At 49.1% G+C, this 21,523-nt stretch carries 18 protein-coding genes, 2 tRNA genes and 1 rRNA gene; 16 read left to right on the forward strand and 5 right to left on the reverse strand.

Features of this window, described 5'->3' with window-relative positions:
- Window positions 1-39 precede the first annotated feature (39 nt).
- The 9 genes from JS578_09040 to xylE all read left to right on the forward strand — a co-directional run bounded on the left by JS578_09040 (window position 40) and on the right by xylE (window position 8,564).
- A complete protein-coding gene (locus tag JS578_09040) occupies window positions 40-1,614 on the forward strand; it encodes a hypothetical protein (GenBank protein ID QRX63027.1) in 1,575 nt (524 codons plus the stop codon).
- Between the two features lie 66 nt (window positions 1,615-1,680).
- Window positions 1,681-2,001 carry a hypothetical protein gene (locus tag JS578_09045; protein ID QRX63028.1) on the forward strand — a complete coding sequence of 107 codons (321 nt, stop codon included), beginning with the start codon at window positions 1,681-1,683 and terminating at the stop codon, window positions 1,999-2,001.
- Between the two features lie 19 nt (window positions 2,002-2,020).
- Complete coding sequence (gene mutL, locus JS578_09050; GenBank protein QRX63029.1) at window positions 2,021-3,877, forward strand: DNA mismatch repair endonuclease MutL; 1,857 nt, start codon at window positions 2,021-2,023, stop codon at window positions 3,875-3,877.
- Window positions 3,878-3,902: 25 nt separating this feature from the next.
- Complete coding sequence (locus tag JS578_09055) at window positions 3,903-4,868, forward strand: aldo/keto reductase (protein ID QRX63030.1); 966 nt, start codon at window positions 3,903-3,905, stop codon at window positions 4,866-4,868.
- Between the two features lie 51 nt (window positions 4,869-4,919).
- On the forward strand, window positions 4,920-5,372 hold the full coding sequence (locus tag JS578_09060) for a Rieske 2Fe-2S domain-containing protein (GenBank protein QRX63031.1): 453 nt from the start codon (window positions 4,920-4,922) through the stop codon (window positions 5,370-5,372).
- Window positions 5,373-5,512: 140 nt separating this feature from the next.
- Entirely contained in the window at window positions 5,513-6,721 is a 1,209-nt protein-coding gene (locus tag JS578_09065) for a sodium:proton antiporter (protein QRX63032.1), read from the forward strand.
- Window positions 6,722-6,891: 170 nt separating this feature from the next.
- Window positions 6,892-6,967 (forward strand) — tRNA-Gly (locus JS578_09070).
- 5 nt (window positions 6,968-6,972) lie between these two features.
- Window positions 6,973-7,056 (forward strand) — tRNA-Leu (locus JS578_09075).
- 116 nt (window positions 7,057-7,172) lie between these two features.
- Window positions 7,173-8,564, forward strand: a complete 1,392-nt coding sequence (gene xylE, locus JS578_09080; GenBank protein ID QRX63033.1) for a D-xylose transporter XylE — start codon at window positions 7,173-7,175, stop codon at window positions 8,562-8,564.
- A gap of 6 nt (window positions 8,565-8,570) precedes the next feature.
- On the opposite strand, the gene pepE is transcribed toward xylE, so the two are convergent.
- Window positions 8,571-9,278: a dipeptidase PepE gene (gene pepE, locus JS578_09085; protein QRX63034.1), complete on the reverse strand. Its 708-nt coding sequence runs from the start codon at window positions 9,276-9,278 to the stop codon at window positions 8,571-8,573.
- Window positions 9,279-9,391: 113 nt separating this feature from the next.
- Between pepE and JS578_09090 the strand changes: the two genes are divergently transcribed.
- Complete coding sequence (locus JS578_09090; GenBank protein ID QRX63035.1) at window positions 9,392-10,057, forward strand: DNA alkylation repair protein; 666 nt, start codon at window positions 9,392-9,394, stop codon at window positions 10,055-10,057.
- Here JS578_09090 and JS578_09095 read toward each other — a convergent pair.
- From JS578_09095 to rlmH, 3 genes are read right to left on the reverse strand one after another with little or no spacing between them, the layout of a single operon-like run.
- Window positions 10,054-10,239 carry a hypothetical protein gene (locus tag JS578_09095; GenBank protein ID QRX63036.1) on the reverse strand — a complete coding sequence of 62 codons (186 nt, stop codon included), beginning with the start codon at window positions 10,237-10,239 and terminating at the stop codon, window positions 10,054-10,056. The genes JS578_09090 and JS578_09095 overlap by 4 nt on opposite strands.
- Complete coding sequence (locus JS578_09100) at window positions 10,232-11,662, reverse strand: alpha/beta hydrolase (GenBank protein QRX63037.1); 1,431 nt, start codon at window positions 11,660-11,662, stop codon at window positions 10,232-10,234. Before JS578_09100 ends, JS578_09095 begins: the two co-directional genes overlap by 8 nt.
- On the reverse strand, window positions 11,655-12,128 hold the full coding sequence (gene rlmH / locus JS578_09105) for a 23S rRNA (pseudouridine(1915)-N(3))-methyltransferase RlmH (GenBank protein QRX63038.1): 474 nt from the start codon (window positions 12,126-12,128) through the stop codon (window positions 11,655-11,657). The genes JS578_09100 and rlmH overlap by 8 nt, the downstream gene beginning before the upstream one ends.
- A gap of 242 nt (window positions 12,129-12,370) precedes the next feature.
- Here rlmH and nadC point away from each other — a divergent pair, with 242 nt between their 5' ends.
- The 4 genes from nadC to JS578_09125 all read left to right on the forward strand — a co-directional run bounded on the left by nadC (window position 12,371) and on the right by JS578_09125 (window position 17,376).
- Window positions 12,371-13,216, forward strand: a complete 846-nt coding sequence (gene nadC / locus JS578_09110; GenBank protein ID QRX63039.1) for a carboxylating nicotinate-nucleotide diphosphorylase — start codon at window positions 12,371-12,373, stop codon at window positions 13,214-13,216.
- A 7-nt stretch (window positions 13,217-13,223) separates the two neighbouring features.
- Window positions 13,224-13,661 carry a dCMP deaminase family protein gene (locus JS578_09115; protein ID QRX63040.1) on the forward strand — a complete coding sequence of 146 codons (438 nt, stop codon included), beginning with the start codon at window positions 13,224-13,226 and terminating at the stop codon, window positions 13,659-13,661.
- 14 nt (window positions 13,662-13,675) lie between these two features.
- Window positions 13,676-15,310, forward strand: a complete 1,635-nt coding sequence (locus JS578_09120; GenBank protein QRX63041.1) for a S41 family peptidase — start codon at window positions 13,676-13,678, stop codon at window positions 15,308-15,310.
- Between the two features lie 122 nt (window positions 15,311-15,432).
- Complete coding sequence (locus JS578_09125; protein ID QRX63042.1) at window positions 15,433-17,376, forward strand: polysaccharide biosynthesis protein; 1,944 nt, start codon at window positions 15,433-15,435, stop codon at window positions 17,374-17,376.
- Here the strand turns inward: JS578_09125 and JS578_09130 are convergent.
- Window positions 17,371-19,212 carry an ABC transporter ATP-binding protein gene (locus JS578_09130; protein QRX63043.1) on the reverse strand — a complete coding sequence of 614 codons (1,842 nt, stop codon included), beginning with the start codon at window positions 19,210-19,212 and terminating at the stop codon, window positions 17,371-17,373. The two genes, JS578_09125 and JS578_09130, sit on opposite strands and share 6 nt — an antisense overlap.
- Window positions 19,213-19,228: 16 nt before the next feature.
- On the opposite strand from JS578_09130, the gene JS578_09135 reads away from it, so the two are divergent.
- Both JS578_09135 and JS578_09140 read left to right on the forward strand, forming a co-directional pair.
- Window positions 19,229-19,585: a hypothetical protein gene (locus JS578_09135; GenBank protein ID QRX63044.1), complete on the forward strand. Its 357-nt coding sequence runs from the start codon at window positions 19,229-19,231 to the stop codon at window positions 19,583-19,585.
- Between the two features lie 370 nt (window positions 19,586-19,955).
- Window positions 19,956-21,486 (forward strand): 16S ribosomal RNA (locus JS578_09140).
- Window positions 21,487-21,523: the final 37 nt, after the last annotated feature.

Raw genomic sequence — 21,523 nt, forward strand, 5'->3', positions numbered from 1 at the left:
ACAATGAACAGAGAAATCATACAACGGTTAGGGAAAAGCATGCTTCTTTTATTTGGTATGCTTCTCGTCCTGATGGCGTCAGCAGTGGCGCAACAGCCCCCCGTAGCCGATACTGAGGTCGTTGAGCTTCGGCAGGCAGACCTCTGGAGCAAGCGTACCGGCTTTGACGCGGAGATACTGACGGGCAACGTGATCTTCTTTCACGAGGGGGCCTATATGTTTTGCGACAGTGCCTATCTTTTTCAACAGACCAACACTTTTGAGGCATTCAGCAATGTGCGAATGGAGCAAGGTGATACCATCTTTGTATATGGTGACTACCTGCACTATGAGGGCAACAGCCGCCTGGCGCGCCTTCGCAACAATATTCGCATGGAAGATAGAAATGTGACGCTCTTTACGGACAGTCTCGATTACGACCGTGCAGGCAACCTTGGATATTACTTTGAGGGTGGGATGCTGATTGACGAAGAGAATGAACTTACCTCATTCTGGGGACAGTATGCCCCTGACACGAAGATAGCGCTCTTCAGCGACAGCGTGAAGTTGGTCAATGAAGATTATACCATCTATGCTGACACGCTCAAATACAATACCGAGTCGAAATATGCAGATATCCTGGGCCCTTCGCGCATCGTGTCGGACAGTGGTTATGTCCATACCAGCAATGGTTGGTACCATACGGTTACCGAGGATGCCCGGTTGCTGGATCGCTCGGAGGTATACAGCAATGATGGTTCCAAGGTGTTGATTGGCGATACCATCCTCTACAATCGCCTGAGTGGAGAGGGTGAGGTGTTTGGCAATATGTATCTCGAGGACACAGTCCGTAAAGCAATCCTTCAGGGCAACTACGGGTTCTACAACGAGAAGACTGAGTATGGACTGGCCACCGACTCTGCTTTTGCCATCGATTATTCTCAGGAGGAGAGTATGTTCATTCACGGTGATACGCTGGTGATGAAAGCCGATTCCACCTATCGTGACATCAAGGCTTATTACCAGGTGCGTTTTTACCGTTCCGACATTCAGGGTCTCTGCGATTCACTGCACTACTCTTCACGCGACTCAATGGTCTACCTCACCGGCAATCCGGTGTTGTGGAATGAAAACAATCAGATACTCGGTGACCGTATAAGTCTTTTGCTCAATGACTCTACCCTGGAGAAAGCAGTCATCAGCGATTATGCCTTTGCCATTCAGGACAGGAATGCTGGTGGCCAATACAATCAGTTGAGTGGCAGAGATATGACAGCCCATTTTCGTGATGGGGAACTCTATCATTTGCTGGTGGAAGGAAATGCACAGTCGTTATACTATCTGCTGCAAAAAGATAGTACCATCATCGGACTCAATAAAACCGAGAGTCCCTATTTATCCATGGACATCGAGAACAACCAGATCAAACGATTGAAGCTATGGTCTACCACCTCGGCGGTGACCACCCCTCTGCCACAGCTCAATGAGGGAGATGATCGGCTGGAAGGGTTTGCCTGGCTCGACTATCTGCGCCCCACGGGGCCGGATGATATCTTTCGCAGCAACGAACGCCGCGCCTCGGAGGCTACCGAAGAGCGCCCACGTCGTTTCAAACGCGAGGATATCACCCTTTAAGGGGATCAGTATTTGTCATTGCGCGCTCAATCCCCTATCTTTGTATCAAACAACATGCATTCATCTATGGCATTCTTCTTTTACAACAACAGAAAACCCCGCAAATTCGGGTACACTCCCATCCTTTACAACGAGGATGAGGAAGCCCGGAAGAAGAAGCTGGAGAAACGGATCCTTGAGATCAAAAAGGAGATGGGGGTGATCCCGGATGAGCCGAAACAAGAGCCCAAAGCGTTCAAGTCGGAGTTTGTCTCTCAGACACGCCACCTCAGGAAACGTAAGGAGAGGGAGTCAGCTGGCAAAGGCTCTTTCCTGACGAATAACCTGGTGCTCATTTTGATCATCGCTCTTCTGTTTGCCATTTTCTACTTCTGGATCATACGATAGTTACAAAACTGAATTGCCTATGCCTGACATTATTCAGTTGCTTCCCGACTCCATTGCCAACCAGATTGCTGCCGGCGAAGTGATTCAGCGACCCGCATCGGTGGTGAAGGAACTCGTGGAAAACGCACTTGACGCTGGAGCTACCAAAATCCGTATCCTTATCAAGGATGCGGGGCGAACGCTTGTGCAAGTGATTGACAACGGAAAGGGCATGTCTGCGACCGATTTGCGAATGGCGTTCGAGCGCCATGCCACCTCAAAGATACGCAGTGCAGACGATCTCTTCGCCCTCTCCACGATGGGTTTCAGGGGCGAGGCGTTGCCTTCCATCGCTGCCATCTCACAGGTGGAGGTGAAGAGCCGCAGAGGGGAGGATGAGCTGGGCAGCAGCCTGTTGATTACTGGCTCGAAGCTGGAGAAGCAGGAGTTTCTTGCTTGTGCTGCCGGCACCTCCATCGCCGTGAAGAATATCTTTTTCAATGTGCCTGCACGACGCAAGTTCCTGAAGTCGAACGAAACTGAAAGACGCAATATTTTCACTGAGATAGAACGGATTGTGCTGGTGAATCCGGACATCGAGTTCACACTGGTTGAGAATGAGATTGAGACCCTTCAACTGCCGATAACCAATACGAGACAACGGATTGTTCAGCTGGAAGGTAAGAGCATCAACCAGCAGCTGATAGAGATCAACGAAGAGACCACTCTTGGTAAGATTTCCGGCTATGTGGCTCGTCCTGAGTTTGCCAAAAAGGGTAGGGCAAGCCAATTCTTTTTTGTCAACAACCGTTTCATACGCCATCCCTATTTTCACAGGGCAGTGATGCAAGCTTTTGAGCCGTTGATCGCGGCCAATGAAAAGCCGAGTTATTTCATCTATTTTCAGGTGAATCCTGAGACCATTGATGTGAACATCCACCCCACCAAGACTGAGGTGAAGTTCGAGAATGAGCAGGCACTCTGGCAGATTGTGCTGGTGACCATCAGAGAATCACTGGGTAAGTTTAATGCGATGCCCAGCATCGATTTCGATCGAGAGGATGCCCCCGAAATACCGGTCTTTGATCCTTCACACAGCTCCCCCATGCCAAGGGTGAATGTGGATCCCCATTACAATCCATTTCATCACAACGGATCCAATTCATCACAACGGAAGTCATCCTCCATGGGATGGGAACAGCTTTATCGCGATTTTGAAAAAGAGAAAGAGGGTGTTGTGGAGCAGGAGGTCCTGCAAGGTGAAGATCCGGATAGGTCGCAGGGTAGCCTGTTCAGTCAGTCTGAGAAGGATCGGAACATCCCCGAAACGGATCTTTTCCCGGAACATTACCAATACAAACAGCGCTTTATACTCACTTCGGTGAAATCAGGACTGATGATCATCGATCAACACAGGGCTCATGTGCGAATTCTGTATGACAAGTACCTGGCACAGATCATCAACCGTAAGGGTATCTCGCAAAGGGTGCTCTTCCCTGAAGTGCTCGAACTCTCCGCTGCTGAGGCTGCTACATTGCCTTCCATTCATGACGATCTGGAGGCTCTGGGTTTTGAATTGAGCCATCTCGGGAACCACAGTTTCGGGATTCAAGGCACGCCATCAGAAATAGGCAATACCGATCCTTCGCAGTTGATACGGGCGATGATAGACAGTAGCATGCACACTGGCAACGATGTGAAAGATGAACTCCGTGAAGCGCTGGCACTCTCATTGGCCCGCATGACAGCCATTCCCTATGGGCGGGTACTCACCTCGGAAGAGATGCTGCTGGTGGTGAGTGAGCTATTTGCTTTACCCTCTCCCGGTTATACCCCTGACGGGTTGAAGGTGATCAGTGTCCTCACTGATGTTGAAATAGAAAGAAAAATGCAATGATTAACTTCCTAAATTGTGAGATACTATGAAATATTCTTATTGTGGTAAAAGTGGCCTACAACTCCCGCAAATATCGCTAGGATTGTGGCACAACTTTGGATTTGCAGATGATTACGAGTCTGCACGCGAAATGATCATTCACGCTTTTGAACAGGGAGTCACCCATTTCGACCTGGCCAACAACTACGGTCCCCCGCCGGGATCGGCAGAGAGCAATTTTGGTCGCATCCTGAAAGAGAATCTCTCCTCGCATCGCGATGAGATGATCATCTCATCGAAGGCGGGGCATCTGATGTGGGAGGGGCCCTATGGAGACGGATCCTCGAGGAAACAGCTGATGGCGAGCATCAATCAGAGCCTCAAAAGAACAGGGCTTGACTATTTTGATATATTCTATTCCCATCGATTTGACCCATTCACCCCGATAGAGGAGACGATGCAGGCTTTGGTAGACATTGTTCGTGCCGGGAAAGCTCTCTATGTGGGCATCTCTAAATATCCCCCCGAAGAAGCACGAATAGCGATGCGTTACCTGATGGATAGTGATGTGCCCTGTCTCATTTTTCAGGATAAGTATAGCATGTTCAACCGGAAACCGGAACAGGAGATCCTGGGTTTGACGCGTGAGTTCGGATCGGGATTCATTGCCTTCTCACCTTTGGCACAGGGACTCCTCACCGACAAGTATCTGCACGGCATCCCTGAGTACTCGCGTGCAGCTGATCCTGCCGGCTTCCTGCAAAGGGAACAGGTCTCATCGATGCTTGTGGAAAAAGTGACAAAGCTGAATGAGGTGGCTGCCAATCGTGGACAGTCGATGGCTGAAATGGCACTTGCCTGGGCACTGCGCGATGAGGGGGTGACATCACTTATTGTAGGGGCACGCAACGTGGATCAACTGAATGAAAACCTGGATGCACTCGATAACATCTCCTTTAGCCAGGAAGAGCTGTTGCTGATCGACCAGATCCTCGATGGGGCTACATTGTGATAGCATCCGGCAGTGAGAGCCTCAAAGAGATGGGGGCGTTTTTTCAAGACAATGTTTAAAAAGATATCTCTCCTGATTTTTATGGTGGCGATGGTTTCCTCCTGCGGGGAGGAATCCATTCGCAACACCATTCCCTATGCACCGGTAAATTTCAACATCGATCTCAACGGAATGGATCACGATCTTCGTAACCCTTTGTCATACAAGGTTTACGGGAGTGATGACCGTCGTCTGGAAACTGACCGGATGGGATATGCCGGCCTGCTTGTGGTTACTGGTGCCGATGGGACAATATATGCCTACGACAGCTGTTGTCCGCACGAGGACAGCAAACAGGTTTCCGTACACCCCGAGCAGGACGGGACAGCAAGCTGTCCCCTCTGCGGATCGCAATATGTGACAATCTACGGGTTGGGGAGCCCGGTGTCCGGACCTTCCACCGAACCGCTTCAGCTCTATCGGGTGATACCACATAAGGAAGGTATCTATCAGATTGTAAACTGAATGTTCGATCATCAGATCTGTCAAAAAGATAATTTAACAACCTTGAACGTCGAATAAAAGTGAAAATTTGTATCTTTGTTCCCTGATTCGTTATTAGGTTTTTTTAAGAGTATTCACACGCTTACCATAACACTTTTTGGATGAGGAAAGTATATATTTTTTCTTTTTTACTTGTTTTAGGCCTCGTATTATCACAAATTTTACCGCACCTGCTGGGGGGTAACTTCGGAGTTTTCAAATCGGTTACCGACAGTATGCTCTACATCTCTCTTGCCTTCATCATGATCAATGTGGGGCGTGAGTTCGAGATAAATAAGAAGCAATGGCGCAGCTACACCGTCGACTATTTCGTTGCGATGGGTGCGGCAGCCTTTCCGTGGATACTGGTGGCACTCTACTATATCTTTGCCGTTGCTCCCCCGGAGCTGCAAATCTGGAAGAACGGAGACATTTGGAAAGAGACTTTTTTGCTGAGCCGATATGCCGCACCCACCTCTGCGGGCATCCTCTTCACTATGCTGGCTGCTGCCGGATTGCGTTACACCTGGGTTTACAAAAAAGTACAGGTATTGGCTATCTTCGACGATTTGGATACGATTTTGTTGATGATTCCACTGCAGATCCTCATGATTGGGATGCGTTGGCAGATGTTTGTGATCCTGGTGGTAGCAGTTGTATTGATTTGGTTGGGGTGGAAGAAGATGAACAGCTACGGATTTCGTCAGGACTGGAAGGCGATATTATTTTTCTCTGTGCTACTTTTTGTGGTGATTCATGCCATCTATCTTACATCAAAACATTTTTACGGGGAGAGTGGCAGTATTCATATCGAGATCCTGCTCCCGGCCTTTATCCTGGGGATGATTATGAGAGCAGATCACTCTATAGAGCCGGGTAAAACTGAATTACGGGTTTCCAATTCAATATCCTATCTCTTTATGATGCTTGTTGGGTTGAGTATGCCTCTTTTCCTGGGAGTCGACTTTGTGGAGGTGGCTGAAAATTCAGCTTCACATATCTCCCAGATACCAATGTTACCTTGGGGTACGATCGCATTCCACGTGTTCATGGTGACGCTCATCTCCAATCTGGGGAAACTCTTCCCCCTGGCATTTTACCGTGACCGGAAAATGGACGAACGGTTAGCCGTATCCATCGGGATGTTCACACGTGGTGAGGTGGGTGCAGGTGTACTCTTCATTGCCATTGGTTATCATATGAGTGGTGTATTGCTAATCATTTCCGTCTTGGCAATGTGTCTCAACCTGCTCTTTACCGGTTTTTTCATTGGATATGCCAAGAAACTGGCAATGAAGTCAGCACAAGAGGAACTCGCCGGCGAAGAGTAATAGTTGCTCACCCATTCTTTTTTTGGCACGATGCTGCCAAAATATGGGAGAAATGCTTTGTAAACCCGATAAACCTGTTTACATTTGCAGTCGCTTTAAAAATGAATACAGACCTTGGTAAGGTGTTCGGCAAAGTGATGCCGGTTTTCAAGAATTTAGATGAAATTATTGCGGAAGTAGCTCAGTTGGTAGAGCACGACCTTGCCAAGGTCGGGGTCGCGGGTTCGAGTCCCGTCTTCCGCTCCAGGTCTGCTCGGATGGTGGAATGGTAGACACGCAAGACTTAAAATCTTGTGACCATAACGGTTGTGCGGGTTCAAGTCCCGCTCCGAGTACCTTGAAACATGGTGAAGTCCTGATAAGAAAGTTTTATCAGGACTTCATATTTTATAAAAGCTTCCAACCCTGTCTATATTCCATGCTGAGAACGTAACAAACATATTTTCAACCCATGAACAGCTCTTACAACAAAACTTACATTTTTGCCATCACATTGGTTGCAACCCTAGGGGGATTGCTTTTTGGATATGATACTGCCGTGATTTCAGGAGCGGAGAAATCAATACAGGCATTTCTGATTGAACCGTTGGGGCTAAGTACCTGGATTCATGGCGCTACCGTTTCGAGTGCCCTAATCGGTTGTATTCTGGGGGGTGCCATATCCGGTTTTTTCTCCAATAGAATCGGGAGAAGAAATACTCTTCGGATGGCAGCCACTCTCTTCTTTCTCTCGGCGCTCGGATCTGCCTTTCCGGAAACGATATTTTTTCCACAGGGAGAGCCCTCAGTAGCCCTGCTGATTACTTTCAACCTATACCGGGTGCTTGGAGGAATTGGTGTCGGTCTGGCATCCGCCGTTGCTCCCATGTACATCAGTGAGATTTCCCCGGCCCATATCCGTGGGAGGCTGGTCTCCTTCAACCAGTTCGCCATCATTTTTGGTATGCTGGTGGTCTATTTTGTCAATTGGGGCATTGCCAAGGGACAAACAGTGGAGTGGATCAATAGTGTGGGCTGGCGTTACATGTTTGCCTCTGAAGCCATACCGGCTACACTTTTTGGTTTATTGCTGCTCTTGGTGCCTGAAACACCCCGTTATCTGGCGCTTCGAGAAAGAGAAGATGAGGCTCTTGGGGTGTTGAGAAAGGTGAATGGCAGCATGGAACGTGCCAATCTCATCATGGGTGATATCAAACGTTCGTTGGGCAACCAGACCAAAGCGAGGTTATTCACTTACGGAAAAAAAGTGATTGTGATTGGGATTCTCCTCTCTGTATTCCAGCAGTTTGTCGGAATCAATGTGGCTCTCTATTATGCACCACGCATCTTTGAAAGCATGGGTGCTGCCAAGGATGCTTCAATGCTTCAGACCATCATCATGGGACTGGTAAATGTGATCTTTACAGTGTTGGCCATCATGACCGTTGACAAGTGGGGGCGGAAGCCGCTGTTGATCACCGGCTCCATTGGCATGGCCATCGGGATGTTTGCGATCTCTGCGCTCTCGTTCAACAATGTCATCGGTATCTCCACGCTGGTGTTCATCATCATCTATACCGCCTCCTTCATGATGTCATGGGGCCCTATCTGTTGGGTGTTAATCTCTGAGATCTTTCCCAACAAGATTAGGGGACAGGCGGTGGCAATGGCTGTTGCCTTCCAGTGGTTTGCCAATTATCTGATCTCTTCTACCTATCCCGCCATGATGGAGTTCAGTGGTGGGGTGACCTATGGGTTTTACGGGTTGATGGCCCTCCTCTCCGCACTGTTCGTATGGAAGATGGTACCTGAAACGAAGGGACGATCCCTGGAAGAGATGGAAACGCTTTGGCGGAAATCTTAACGATGATTACCGAAGCAGGAAATTGAAATCATCCTCATTGGTCAATTCGAGCGGTTCTTCTCCATAATAGAAGATGCGGGCTTTCCTGTTGCCCATCAGCACCAGTTCATCATCCTCGAGGAGCAACATGGTGCCCTCGCGGAGTCCTACCACATAGGTCTCCCTGTTCACCTCGATAAATTCCCTGATGCGTGTTTCCCGTGTTTCCCCGCCATGGTTGGCAGGATTGTCGTCCAGGTAGTGAGGGTTGATCTGGAAAGGAACCAGTTTCAGTGTCTTGAACTTTAACGGCTCCACGATAGGCATGTCGTTGGTGGTGCGCAGGGTTGGGCAGGCGATGTTAGAGCCGGCACTCCACCCGATATAAGGGGTTCCTTTTTTCACTTTTTTGCGAATTACCTTCATCAGACCCTTTTCTTGCAGCATCTTTACCAGTTGCCAGGTGTTCCCGCCACCCACCACAATCGCATCGGCATTTTCAATCGCTTCAACAGGGTTGATGTATCGGTGGATACCGGTGACATGGTGCCCGATCTCAGCAAACCGATCGTTTACTTTATGCTCATATTCATCATATGAAAAAGTAACAGCTGCATAGGGGATGAACAGGGCATTCATGGGCTTGTCTCCGAGAAACTCCCTGATATGATTTTTGGGATAATCGAGATAGGCCTCGCCAGGGTTGGTGGAATTGCTGATCAGTAATAGTCTCATAATGGAAAAGGTTTTTATGGGGTCCAAATGCAAATGTAATGAAAATTGAGGAAATCAGATTGTATCAAGCCACTTTCTGTTAATTTTGTACTCCAGAACTAAAAGATGTGACGATGGAGACAATAATCAGAAGCATACGCAACGACCTGCGCTTATCCATGAATGGAATCGCGTCAACCAGCATGCGTGAAAAGGGAGTGCATTATCGTATGAATTTTGGCGTGGACCTGATGCGTATCAGGGAGATCGCTTCCTGCTACGCCCCTGATACGGCTCTGGCAGAGATGCTCTGGAAAGAGGATGTGCGGGAACTCAAGATCCTAGCCACGTTGCTCTACCCAGTCGACAGGTTCACTCCTGAGGCCGCCAACCGTTGGACTGCCACCATCACCAATCAGGAGATTCGTGAACAGGCCTGCCGTAACCTCTTTCAGCAAATCCCTTTTGCTGGAGAGCTGGTGAACGTTTGGAGTGTTAGCGAAACAGAGGAGATACGGGCTACCGGTTACTGGCTTTTTGCCCGCCTCTGTATCACGCAAGCTCCCTCGCTGGGGAAGGTGGAGAGTGTACGGATCCTAGAGCGTGCAGTCGGAGATCTGAAAAGTGAGTCGATGTTGCTGCGTCAGGCTGCACTGAACGTGCTGAAATATCACGGTCGCCTCACTGTAAGGAATAGCGAGGATGTGCTAGAAAAGGTGGCAGGCTTCAACGATTCAACTGACCCCTACGAGCAGGAGGTGCTGGATCAGCTCCGCTTTGAGTTTGGCTTGTCTGATTAATTGCGGAAGTTCTTACGGATAAAGAACATTGAAATCAGCAGATTCAGGATCAGAAAGCCACCCATACCGGCGAAGAAGATACCCTTCCATTGGGGGAAGATGATCAATGAGCTCACACTGGCGGCAGCAATCAGTGCAATGAGGATCCAGAGGATGGTAAGTGTAGTCTTTTGTTTATTCATCAGTAGGATTGATTTCTTCATTTGAGTTGGAGGGATATGCAATTTTTTTAAGCCATTCACCCAGCTCGTTTAGCATTACCGGTGCGAGCGTCTGATCCGATTTTGCATATTCATCGAACTGTCCGGTGAGGCTTTCCTGAAAGAGGTGATTCAGCCCCGGGTAGATTCTACTCTCCACATTTTTGTTGTCTGCATTTTCCAATGCCATACAGATTGCCGCAATATTTTTTTCGGCAGGTACCTGGGTGTCTTTCTCACCGTTGAGTGCCAGCAGTGGACAGGTTACCTTTTTAAGATGTAGTGAAGGATCACTCCGAAGGAAACTAAGATATCCGGGCGAGATCATCCCATTGAATTGGCTTCTCAGGAATGAATCCTTGTTTGTTTTCATACGGATGAGCAGCGGCAGCCGCTCCCAGAAGCGAGAGAGTTGGTCACGCAGGGTGGTACGCTCTTCTTCCGTTCCTTTCCATTCAAGCAGCATGCCGAAAGTCTCTCTGTTTAGTTTCTGCAATTCTGCTATCGTTTCAGGTTCGACACCTTGGTGCCGTAACGAGATTTCATTCTGATCCAGCACAATCTCAATGCCTGTTGTGCCGGGTGCAGCCATCAACACCACAAATCCGATGTCACGGTTGTCCGCAGCCAACATGGAAGCTACCAGGCCGCCCTCGCTGTGTCCCAGTAGTCCGATACGTTCAGCATCTATCTCTCCGTGCTGTTTGAGGTAGTCTACAACCTCGTTGGCATCTTGTGCGAAATCTTCCACCGTGGCTTTGCTGAAACTGCCTGTGGACTTCCCAACGCCCCGCTTGTCATAACGCAGTACCGCGAATCCCAAACGTGTGAGGTGGTCGGAGATAACAAAGAAGGGTTTATGCCCGAATATCGTTTCGTCGCGGTCGTTGGCACCACTGCCGGCTATCAACACCACTGCCGGAAAGGGTCCCTTCCCGTTGGGGAGTGTCAGCGTCGCACCCAGTAACCGCTCATCTTTACCTGTGGGTATCAATAGCTCTTCCGAATGGTAGGGAAGTGGTTCCTGGGGAGTCTGAGGACGTGCCACTAACGGTTGTTCAATCCGGTAAAGGGTGAGGGGCAGCGGAATCCCTCCCTGATTAAAAATGCCTGCAATGGTATCCTGACCAAGAGTGCCACGGTAAAAGAGTCCCAGGCCGGAGGCAATGATCTCCAGCTTGTTGTCACGAAAGGTAGTACGAGTAGTGGGCAGATCAAACGCTCCCTGATCGGGACTGTCCATTCTGCTGCTGTAGGCTGTGTCGTTCATTTCAATGTGAAACCGTATCCGCAAAGAGTTGTTTTGGATCTGCAGCTTTCCTTCCCAACTGCCGCTAACCTTTTCCTGTGGGAGAATGTTGCTGCTAATCATCAGCAACATGAGAAGTAGAATAATCTTATTCATGATGGTAGGGTTCGTTGTGTATGATTGTCATCGCACGATAGAGCTGTTCGGTGAAAACAAGCCTTACCATTTGATGCGTGAAAGTCATTTTGGAGAGTGAGATGGTTTCGGTTGCACGATCGTACATCTCTGGAGCGAATCCATAGGGACCACCCACTACGAAGACAAGCTGTCTGGGAACAGAGTGGCTCTTCTTCTCCAAATAACGGGCAAACTCAACTGATCGGAATTGTTTCCCCTTGTCATCCAGCAGTACCACCTGGTCCGTGGGTTGCAGTATCTTCAACAACAAGGTAGCCTCTTCTGATTTTTGTTCGTTCTCCGATAAGTTCTTCCTGTTCTTCGGGTCAGCTACAATCTTCATCTCGAAGGGAAGGTAGTGGTTCACTCTCTTCCGATATTCTTCAATGATCTGAGACAACAGAGGGTGGTCAGTTTTGCCGACCGAAAGTAGAATAACTTTCATTCAGATGTTTTATTTGTTTTGCGCCAGGCCGACGGTTCTTAAGGCCTGTTGTATTAAGTTGACTACCAGTTTTGACAAAAGTCTCGCCACAAAAAAAGAATAAATGTCCCATCAGCCGAAAAAAGCATCTGTTAAGAACAAATGTAACTGTTTATTTCCTATTTTTGCATAGATTTTAGTAAATTTATAACAAAAGGGGACCGCTGGACGTTAACTCTCCGGTAGTTCTGTTTCAATAAAACATGATAGGAAAGGAATTGATTCATCAACTTATTCAACTCTCTTTTGCTGAGGATATCGGAGAGGGCGATCATACCACCCTCTGCAGTATCCCTGCCGATGCTGAGGGGGCTTCCAGACTTTTGGTAAAGGAGCAAGGTGTGCTGGCCGGAGTAGAGGCGGCCAGGGAAGTGTTTCATCAGTTTGACCCGACCCTGCAGATGGAGGTTTTCATCGGTGATGGGGAGTCTGTTAATCCGGGGGATGAGGCATTCCTCGTCAAGGGCAAGGTTCAATCTATTCTTCAAACCGAGCGATTGGTGTTGAACATCATGCAACGCATGAGCGGTATTGCTACCATCACCCGTGAATATGTGAAGCTACTGGAGGGAACCAAAGCCAGGGTGCTGGATACGCGCAAGACCACTCCCGGGATGCGCATGCTTGAGAAGCAGGCTGTGAAAATTGGGGGTGGCGTGAATCACCGTATCGGTCTTTTCGATATGATTCTTTTGAAGGATAACCATGTCGATTTTGCCGGTGGCATTGAACAGGCCATTCGTGGAGCCCAGGCCTACCTTCTCGAACACAACAAACAGCTCCAGATTGAAATTGAGGTGAGAAGCCTTGAAGAATTGAAGCAAGTGTTGCTGCTGGGAGGAGTAGACCGAATCATGCTCGACAACTTCACCCCCGAGAAGACGCGTGAGGCCGTCGAGCTTGTGGGGGGACGTGTGGCGCTTGAATCTTCGGGAGGCATCACCTTCGACACCATCCGCAGCTATGCTGAGACGGGTGTTGATTACATCTCAGTGGGAGCCCTAACCCACTCAGTTAAGAGTTTGGATATGAGTCTTAAAGCAATATAGTCAGGCGATGAATCAAACGGATGAAAAGCAGGTACTGCTCGACCGGCGTTACATGCGCATGGCATTTATATGGTCCGAGAACTCATATTGCAAGCGCAGGAAGGTGGGGGCACTACTGGTAAAGAACAAGATGATCATCTCCGACGGTTACAACGGCACGCCGTCAGGATTTGAAAATGTATGTGAAGATGAGTCGAATGTGACCAAGCCTTATGTACTACATGCCGAAGCGAATGCCATCACCAAGGTGGCACGCTCGGGCAACAGCAGTGAGGGGGCAACACTTTATGTCACCTCTTCACCCTGTATTGAATGTGCCAAGCTAATCATTCAGGCCGGCATCAAACGTGTTGTATATGCGGATGCATACCGGTTGAGCGATGGTATTGAACTGTTGCAGAGAGCCGGTATTGAGCTGGTTGCAGTTGAGCCTGAGAAAGCGTAAACGTTTATTTAGAGATGGATGCAGAGAAGAAGGTGAGAACATGGCTGCCCCTGTGGATTGGGATCGGTATTGCACTGGGTATTTTCATCGGCAGCAAGTACGGCCAGTTTGGTCGTTCGGGCAGGGTCGATGGGACGGGTAAGATCGATGCAGTCATGAGCTATATTCGTGAATCGTATGTGGATACCGTCAACATGCGACAGCTGGTGGAGGATGCTCTGCCCAACATTATCCAGGAGCTGGATCCCCATTCTGAATATATCTCTGCAGCCGATATGAAAAGGGTGAACGAGGATATGGAGGGTCATTTCTCCGGTATTGGTGTCACCTTCTATCTCTTGCGAGATACCATCGTTGTTACCGGAATCGTACCGGGTGGCCCCTCGGAAGCAGCAGGCATCATGCCGTGGGACCGGATTGTCATGGTGAATGACAGTCTTGTTGCCGGGAGCAACCTTCACAACGAGGATGTGTTGAAAATTCTCCGTGGTGAAAAAGGGTCAGAAGTGAAACTGGGAATACGCCGTGAGCAGGAAGAGCAGCTGAGGGAAATCACCGTCACTCGAGGTGACATACCAATGAACAGCATCAATGCTGCTTATATGGTATCGGAAGAAGTAGGATTGATTAAACTGGGGAAGAATTTCGGCTTTCAGACCTTTAGCGAGTTTATCTCAGCCATCTCCAAGTTGAAGAGGCAGGGAGCTACCGCCTTCATCATTGACCTGCGGGGAAATGTGGGGGGATCGCTCGAAACAGTGGTTGCCATGGTAAATGAATTCCTACACAAAGGAGATTTGATTGTTTATACCGAAGGTCGCAGCTTCCCCCGTAGTGATAATTATGCCAACGGTTCAGGAACCTGCCAGAATGATGATGTAGTGGTCCTGATCGACGAGCTGAGTGCTTCAGCCAGTGAGATCTTTGCCGGTGCCATACAGGATCACGACCGTGGACTGGTTCTCGGACGCCGTTCCTTTGGCAAGGGGCTGGTGCAGAGTCAGCGCAACTTCCCCGACGGATCAGCAGTTCGTTTGACTGTCGCCCGGTATTACACCGCCTCAGGCAGATCTATACAGCGTGGATATGAGAAAGGGAAATATGCTGATTATGAAATGGATGCCATCAATCGTTACCTGGACGGCGATTACGTCAACGTGGACACGGTTTCGAATAACCTGACCCCCTACCAGACAACTGGAGGGAGAACGGTTTACGGGGGTGACGGGATCATGCCTGACATCTTTGTGGCACGAGACACTGCCGGCATCAACCCCTATTACAACCTGATTGTAAACAATCGGTTGGATGAACAATATGCGATGCTCTATTCCGACATGAACAGGGACAAGCTTAGCCAATTCGATGGATGGGAGGAGCTCTACCGTTACCTGAAGCAGCAACCGCTCCTGTTAAACCTGGTCAGCTTTGCCGACCATAATGGTATTCGCAGACGGCCATATTACCTGCAGGAGTCGGCAGAGTTGTTGGAGAATACGATGGTTGCCTACATTGTGCGTAATTTCTTTGGTGAAGAAGCGTTCTGGGCGGCTTATCACAAGAGAGACCAATTAATTAAACAGGGAATAGAATTGATTGAAACGGGAAAAGCATCTCCTGAATCAATCGTTCAGGAAGCATACCGGTGAGATACGAAGCAATTTTCCTCGATTATGAACTTCTACGCCTGCCGACTGTTTCTGTAATATGGATTTGTTTATCTTTGCGTTGTGCTTAATGATTCAATGGATGTCAATTTGAATGAAATTTTATGAGTAAGATCTTTGAAAATTTTCTCTCCAACAGAGTATTGTCGAGATTCTCCATCTTTCTGATCGATCACCTCATGATCCTCTTCTCCTGTATCTCAATCTACCTGGTAAGATATGGTTTCAGCGGCCTCACTCCCGAGGTGAATGCTGACGGGATTACGCTCACCCTGCTCCTCATCCTCTTCAACACCATTTTTTTCGTCTCATTCCGCACCTTCAGCGGAATCTTGAGGTTCTCCTCTTTTACCGATCTGATGCGCATCTTCTATGCACTGGTGATGGGATATCTGCTCACCTTCATCGCTGTGCAAGTGATTAAACGTTTTGATCCAGAGTTTGCGGCAAGCAATGTGACCTTCATCGCCATCTTCTTCCTGAACATGTTCCTGATGATCTTCTCACGCATCCTTGTAAAGGAGACCTATGAAAGCATCACCGGCAGAGGTGTGAAACCGGTCAACATATTCATCTACGGTACCAAGCAGGCGGGTATCAGCGTAGCAAAAGCACTGAAAGGAAACAACGAGTTCAACTACAGGGTCATGGGCTTTATCTCCGATGAACATCATATGATTGGCAAGCAACTGATGGGGGTAACCATACACGCCAACGACGAGAACCTCTTCCGTACGCTCGAGACAAAGGATGTGAAAACCATCATTGTCTCCCCACAGAAGATGCAGGAAATCAAGAACTCCAACTTGCTGGTCAACTTTGTGGACCACAACATCGCCCTGCTGACCACCGTACCGGTGAACGAATGGAGCGGCACCATGATGAGCAAGGCACAGATCAAGGATGTACAGATTGAGGATCTCCTGCCACGGGATCCCATTCAGGTGAACATGCTGCAGATCGCTGAGAACCTCGAAGGAAAACGGGTCATGGTAACCGGAGCCGCCGGCTCCATCGGTAGTGAGATTGTACGCCAGGTAGCGACTTTCAACCCCTACAGCATCATCTTAATCGACCAGGCGGAGACTCCCTTGCATAACATGCGACTGGAGCTGCAGGAGAAGTGGCGCGACCTGCGCACGGAGATCATCGTAGCGGATATCAGCAATGCTCCCCGAATGGAGAAGGTGTTTGCCCGAACCCGTCCACAGTATATTTTTCATGCGGCGGCTTACAAGCATGTGCCCATGATGGAGGACAACGTTTCTGAGTCGGTGCAGACCAATATCCTTGGAGCCAAGATCGTGGCCGACCTGGCGGTGAAGTACAACGCCCGCAAGTTCGTGATGGTCTCAACCGACAAGGCGGTAAACCCCTCCAACGTGATGGGTTGCTCCAAGCGTATCTGTGAGATCTACGTGCAGTCGCTGGCGAAACACCTGGAGAAGACGGGGTTGCACACCACACAGTTTATCACCACCCGTTTCGGGAACGTGTTGGGTTCCAACGGATCAGTGATTCCTCTCTTCCGGGATCAGATTCGCAGTGGGGGACCTGTGACGGTGACCCACCCCGAGATTATCCGTTACTTCATGACTATCCCAGAAGCTTGCCAGCTGGTGATGGAGGCAGGTGCCATGGGTCACAACGGTGAGATCTACATCTTCGACATGGGGAAGCCGGTCAAGATTCTTGATCTGGCCAAACGGATGATTCGTCTCTCAGGGACGCCCAACGTGAAGATCGAGTTCACCGGCCTGCGTCACGGTGAGAAGCTTTACGAGGAACTGCTCAACCTGAAGGAGCTGACCAAGCCAACGCATCATGAGAAGATTATGATTGCTGAAGTGAGGGAGTATGAATATGCAGAGGTATCCAAGCAAATAGAAAACCTGATCAAGGTGTCGTACGATTACGACGACATGCGCACTGTGAAGAAGATGAAGGAGATGGTGCCTGAATTTCAGAGCATCAATTCACCCTTTGAGGCAGTCGATCGCCTTTTGGAGAAAATCACGAACGGAGCGGAGATCGCCCGTAAATCATGATTCGTTGAACTCGCCCTGGGTGTCGCATAGCTTGGCGTAGTATCCACCCTGCGCATAAAGGACCGCATGCTGTCCCGATTCCACGATCTTGCCTTCCCGCATCACATAAATCTCATCGGCATTCTTAATGGTAGAGAGCCGGTGTGCAATCACGATGGTGGTCCGGTTCTGCATCAACTTCTCCAGTGCCTCCTGTACCAGTCGTTCGGAATCAGTGTCTAATGCCGAGGTGGCTTCATCCAGAATCAATATCTGCGGATTCTTCAGGATGGCACGCGCGATGCTGATACGTTGTCTCTGCCCCCCCGAGAGTTTACCCCCCCTGTCGCCAATGTTCGTTTGGTAGCCGTTCTCCGTGGCCATGATGAACTCATGTGCGTTTGCAATCCTGGCCGCTTCTATTACCTGCTCCTCTTTTACATTGCTCACACCAAAGGATATGTTGTTGTAAAAAGTGTCGTTGAAGAGAATCGCCTCCTGGTTCACGTAACCTACCAGTGAGCGGAGATCGTGTAAACGAACATCCTTGATGTTGGTGTCGTCTATAAAGATGCCACCTTTCTGGATATCGTAAAAACGAGGCAGCAGGTCGGCCATGGTTGACTTGCCTGAGCCGGATTGTCCCACCAGTGCGATTGTTTTGCCTTTATCGATTTGCAGCGTCACATCGCGGATTACCCAGTCGTTGTTGTAGCGGAACCATACATCTCTGTAGGCAATTTCCCGTTTGAACGTGAGTGTCGCGGGTTGTTGTGGTTCAGCGATTGGGTTTTCCGCCTCCAGGATACGGTCGATACGTTCCATCGAGGCCAGGCCGCGTTGTACTGCATAGGCCGATTTAGAGAACTCCTTTGCCGGATTGATGATGCTGTAGAAGATGGTGAGGTAATAGATGAAAGTGGCGGCGTCAATCACCCCGTGGCCGCCCAATATCAGTGATCCACCGAACCAGAGGACGATGGCGATGGTAATGGTCCCCAGCAGCTCACTCATGGGGTGAGCCAGCTGCTGCCGGCGTGCAATTCGGTTCGACATCCGTCGGAACTGGTTGCTCCCTGTATGAAAGCGCTCTGAGATTTTCCCTTCTGCATTGAACGCTTTGATCACCCTTAGCCCACTCAGTGTCTCCTCCACCTGCGACATCAGTTCACCCCACTTATTCTGGGCATCAAATGACTTTCGCTTCAGCGATCTGCCCACGCGTCCCATGATGAAGCCCATGCCGGGCAGCACCACCAGGACAAACAGGGTGAGCTGCCAGCTGAGGATGAGCATCGTGGCGAGGTAGATCACGATCAGGAGCGGATTTTTGAAGAGCATGTCGAGCGAGCTCATCACTGAGCTCTCCACCTCATTCACGTCACCCGAGATGCGGGAGAGGATGTCTCCTTTACGTTCCTCTGTGAAGAACCCTATCGGCAGGGCGAGAATCTTATCGTTGATCCTGTTGCGGATATCCTTCACCACACCGGTGCGAATGGGAATCACGAAGTAGGAACCCAGATATGCAGTGCCTGTCTTCAGAAGGGTCATCACGATGAGTATTACCGCCAGCATCATCAGGGTGAAACTGGCCCCGTTGGTTTCGATGAGCTGGGTGATATACCAGTTCACATTGTTGAGCGCGATGTCGATGAGAGAACCGTTCCCGCTGCCCCATGCGATGAAGGAGTAGGTTTCGGTGTTTACCCTGAAGAGCACCTGCAGGATGGGGATAATCGTCGCCAGTGAAAAAACATTTAATACTGCGGTAAGTATGTTGAAAAGAAACGTCAGTATAAGATGCTTCCTGTAGGGTGGTATAAATCTCTTTAATATATGTATGATCCCTTTCATTGTATCTTTATTTGTAATGGCTGCTGGCATACAGCCCGAATTGATTCCTTATTTTTGTGCGAAGATACACAATTATTGGCATCGTTTTTTACATTTGAACGCTTTTTCCCATGCCATGAACGTTGCTACACTCGCCGGGAAACTTCGTGAATCATGCAAAACATTTGCTTTTTCACCCCAATTCTTTGATCAAAATCAACTTTTCACCCCTATTCTTTCGGAACCTGGTTTCAACTGTAAAACCGAAAAAAATAGTCTTTTTCCCGCTACGTCATTTTTTTCTCAAAAAAAGTCATTTTTTATTTTTGTGATTACATTTATGGAAATCATGTTGTTAAACATGTTTTCGAAAAAATGTGCAGAAAAAGATTGAAAATTTATCGTGAATATGTTTGGATGGTATGAAAACTCTCCCTATCTTTGCACCCGCTTTTGAGAGGAACGCCTCAGAGAAAAGCGAGCAAGAAGCGATCTTTAGGTATTTACATACACATTTTGATAAGACATAAAGCAGAGTATACAAGGGTCTGTTTTGAAAGAACCGCCGGGCAACCGACGGAGATATAGAAGCAGACAAATTGGTACCCGTTCAATTTAAACAGGAATATAAATCGTGAATCCGGGAGTTATTTTGAAGGGATCGACAAGAGCTCATAGACGTTGAGGTATAGATTTGGCAAATTTGCGACCGCGAAGTAGCCCTTCACTTGAAGGTTGTTTCAAGGAAACAAAAAAACAAATTTACAACGAAGAGTTTGATCCTGGCTCAGGATGAACGCTAGCGATAGGCCTAACACATGCAAGTCGAGGGGCAGCACATGAAGTAGCAATACTGATGGTGGCGACCGGCGCACGGGTGAGTAACGCGTATGCAACCTACCTACAACAGGGGAATAACCCGTTGAAAGACGGACTAATACCCCATAATACAGGGATCCCGCATGGGAATATTTGTTAAAGATTTATCGGTTGTAGATGGGCATGCGTTCCATTAGCTAGTTGGTGAGGTAACGGCTCACCAAGGCAGCGATGGATAGGGGAACTGAGAGGTTTATCCCCCACACTGGTACTGAGACACGGACCAGACTCCTACGGGAGGCAGCAGTGAGGAATATTGGTCAATGGACGCAAGTCTGAACCAGCCACGTCGCGTGAAGGAAGACGGCCCTACGGGTTGTAAACTTCTTTTGTAAGGGAATAAAGTGAGCCACGTGTGGCTTTTTGCATGTACCTTACGAATAAGGATCGGCTAACTCCGTGCCAGCAGCCGCGGTAATACGGAGGATCCGAGCGTTATCCGGATTTATTGGGTTTAAAGGGTGCGCAGGCGGGAGATTAAGTCGGCGGTGAAATTTTGCAGCTCAACTGTAAAAGTGCCTTCGAAACTGGTTTCCTTGAGTGTAGATGAAGTAGGCGGAATTTGTGGTGTAGCGGTGAAATGCATAGATATCACGAGGAACTCCGATTGCGCAGGCAGCTTACTAAACTACTACTGACGCTCAGGCACGAAGGCGTGGGGATCAAACAGGATTAGATACCCTGGTAGTCCACGCAGTAAACGATGATTACTAGCTGTTTGCGATACAATGTAAGCGGCTGAGCGAAAGCGTTAAGTAATCCACCTGGGGAGTACGTTCGCAAGAATGAAACTCAAAGGAATTGACGGGGGCCCGCACAAGCGGAGGAACATGTGGTTTAATTCGATGATACGCGAGGAACCTTACCCGGGCTTGAAATGCATCTGACCGGCCTTGAAAGAGGCTTTCCCTTCGGGGCAGATGTGTAGGTGCTGCATGGTTGTCGTCAGCTCGTGCCGTGAGGTGTCGGCTTAAGTGCCATAACGAGCGCAACCCTCATCATTAGTTACCATCAGGTCAAGCTGGGGACTCTAATGAGACTGCCATCGTAAGATGTGAGGAAGGTGGGGATGACGTCAAATCAGCACGGCCCTTACGTCCGGGGCGACACACGTGTTACAATGGGTGGTACAAAGGGCAGCTACCTGGCGACAGGATGCTAATCTCCAAAACCACTCTCAGTTCGGATCGGAGTCTGCAACTCGACTCCGTGAAGCTGGATTCGCTAGTAATCGCGCATCAGCCACGGCGCGGTGAATACGTTCCCGGGCCTTGTACACACCGCCCGTCAAGCCATGGAAGCTGGGGGTACCTGAAGTTCGTAACCGTTAAGGAGCGACCTAGGGTAAAACTAGTGACTGGGGCTAAGTCGTAACAAGGTAGCCGTACCGGAAGGTGCGGCTGGAACACCTCCTTTCTGGAGAGACGCCTTAACGACAGGTGATAGGTGAAGG

It is taken from the genome of Dysgonomonadaceae bacterium zrk40 (assembly GCA_016916535.1).
In the GTDB taxonomy this organism is placed as follows: domain Bacteria; phylum Bacteroidota; class Bacteroidia; order Bacteroidales; family Dysgonomonadaceae; genus Proteiniphilum.

Coding starts and splice junctions, on each gene's coding strand:
- JS578_09100 (QRX63037.1), bottom strand. CDS start 11,662: ATGAATAAGATTATTCTACTTCTCATGTTGCTGATGATTAGCAGCAAC.
- JS578_09125 (QRX63042.1), top strand. CDS start 15,433: ATGAGTAAGATCTTTGAAAATTTTCTCTCCAACAGAGTATTGTCGAGA.
- xylE (QRX63033.1), top strand. CDS start 7,173: ATGAACAGCTCTTACAACAAAACTTACATTTTTGCCATCACATTGGTT.
- JS578_09130 (QRX63043.1), bottom strand. CDS start 19,212: ATGAAAGGGATCATACATATATTAAAGAGATTTATACCACCCTACAGG.
- JS578_09060 (QRX63031.1), top strand. CDS start 4,920: ATGTTTAAAAAGATATCTCTCCTGATTTTTATGGTGGCGATGGTTTCC.
- nadC (QRX63039.1), top strand. CDS start 12,371: ATGATAGGAAAGGAATTGATTCATCAACTTATTCAACTCTCTTTTGCT.
- JS578_09120 (QRX63041.1), top strand. CDS start 13,676: ATGGATGCAGAGAAGAAGGTGAGAACATGGCTGCCCCTGTGGATTGGG.
- JS578_09065 (QRX63032.1), top strand. CDS start 5,513: ATGAGGAAAGTATATATTTTTTCTTTTTTACTTGTTTTAGGCCTCGTA.
- JS578_09055 (QRX63030.1), top strand. CDS start 3,903: ATGAAATATTCTTATTGTGGTAAAAGTGGCCTACAACTCCCGCAAATA.
- pepE (QRX63034.1), bottom strand. CDS start 9,278: ATGAGACTATTACTGATCAGCAATTCCACCAACCCTGGCGAGGCCTAT.
- JS578_09090 (QRX63035.1), top strand. CDS start 9,392: ATGGAGACAATAATCAGAAGCATACGCAACGACCTGCGCTTATCCATG.
- mutL (QRX63029.1), top strand. CDS start 2,021: ATGCCTGACATTATTCAGTTGCTTCCCGACTCCATTGCCAACCAGATT.
- JS578_09095 (QRX63036.1), bottom strand. CDS start 10,239: ATGAATAAACAAAAGACTACACTTACCATCCTCTGGATCCTCATTGCA.
- JS578_09115 (QRX63040.1), top strand. CDS start 13,224: ATGAATCAAACGGATGAAAAGCAGGTACTGCTCGACCGGCGTTACATG.
- JS578_09040 (QRX63027.1), top strand. CDS start 40: ATGCTTCTTTTATTTGGTATGCTTCTCGTCCTGATGGCGTCAGCAGTG.
- JS578_09045 (QRX63028.1), top strand. CDS start 1,681: ATGGCATTCTTCTTTTACAACAACAGAAAACCCCGCAAATTCGGGTAC.
- JS578_09135 (QRX63044.1), top strand. CDS start 19,229: ATGGCTGCTGGCATACAGCCCGAATTGATTCCTTATTTTTGTGCGAAG.
- rlmH (QRX63038.1), bottom strand. CDS start 12,128: ATGAAAGTTATTCTACTTTCGGTCGGCAAAACTGACCACCCTCTGTTG.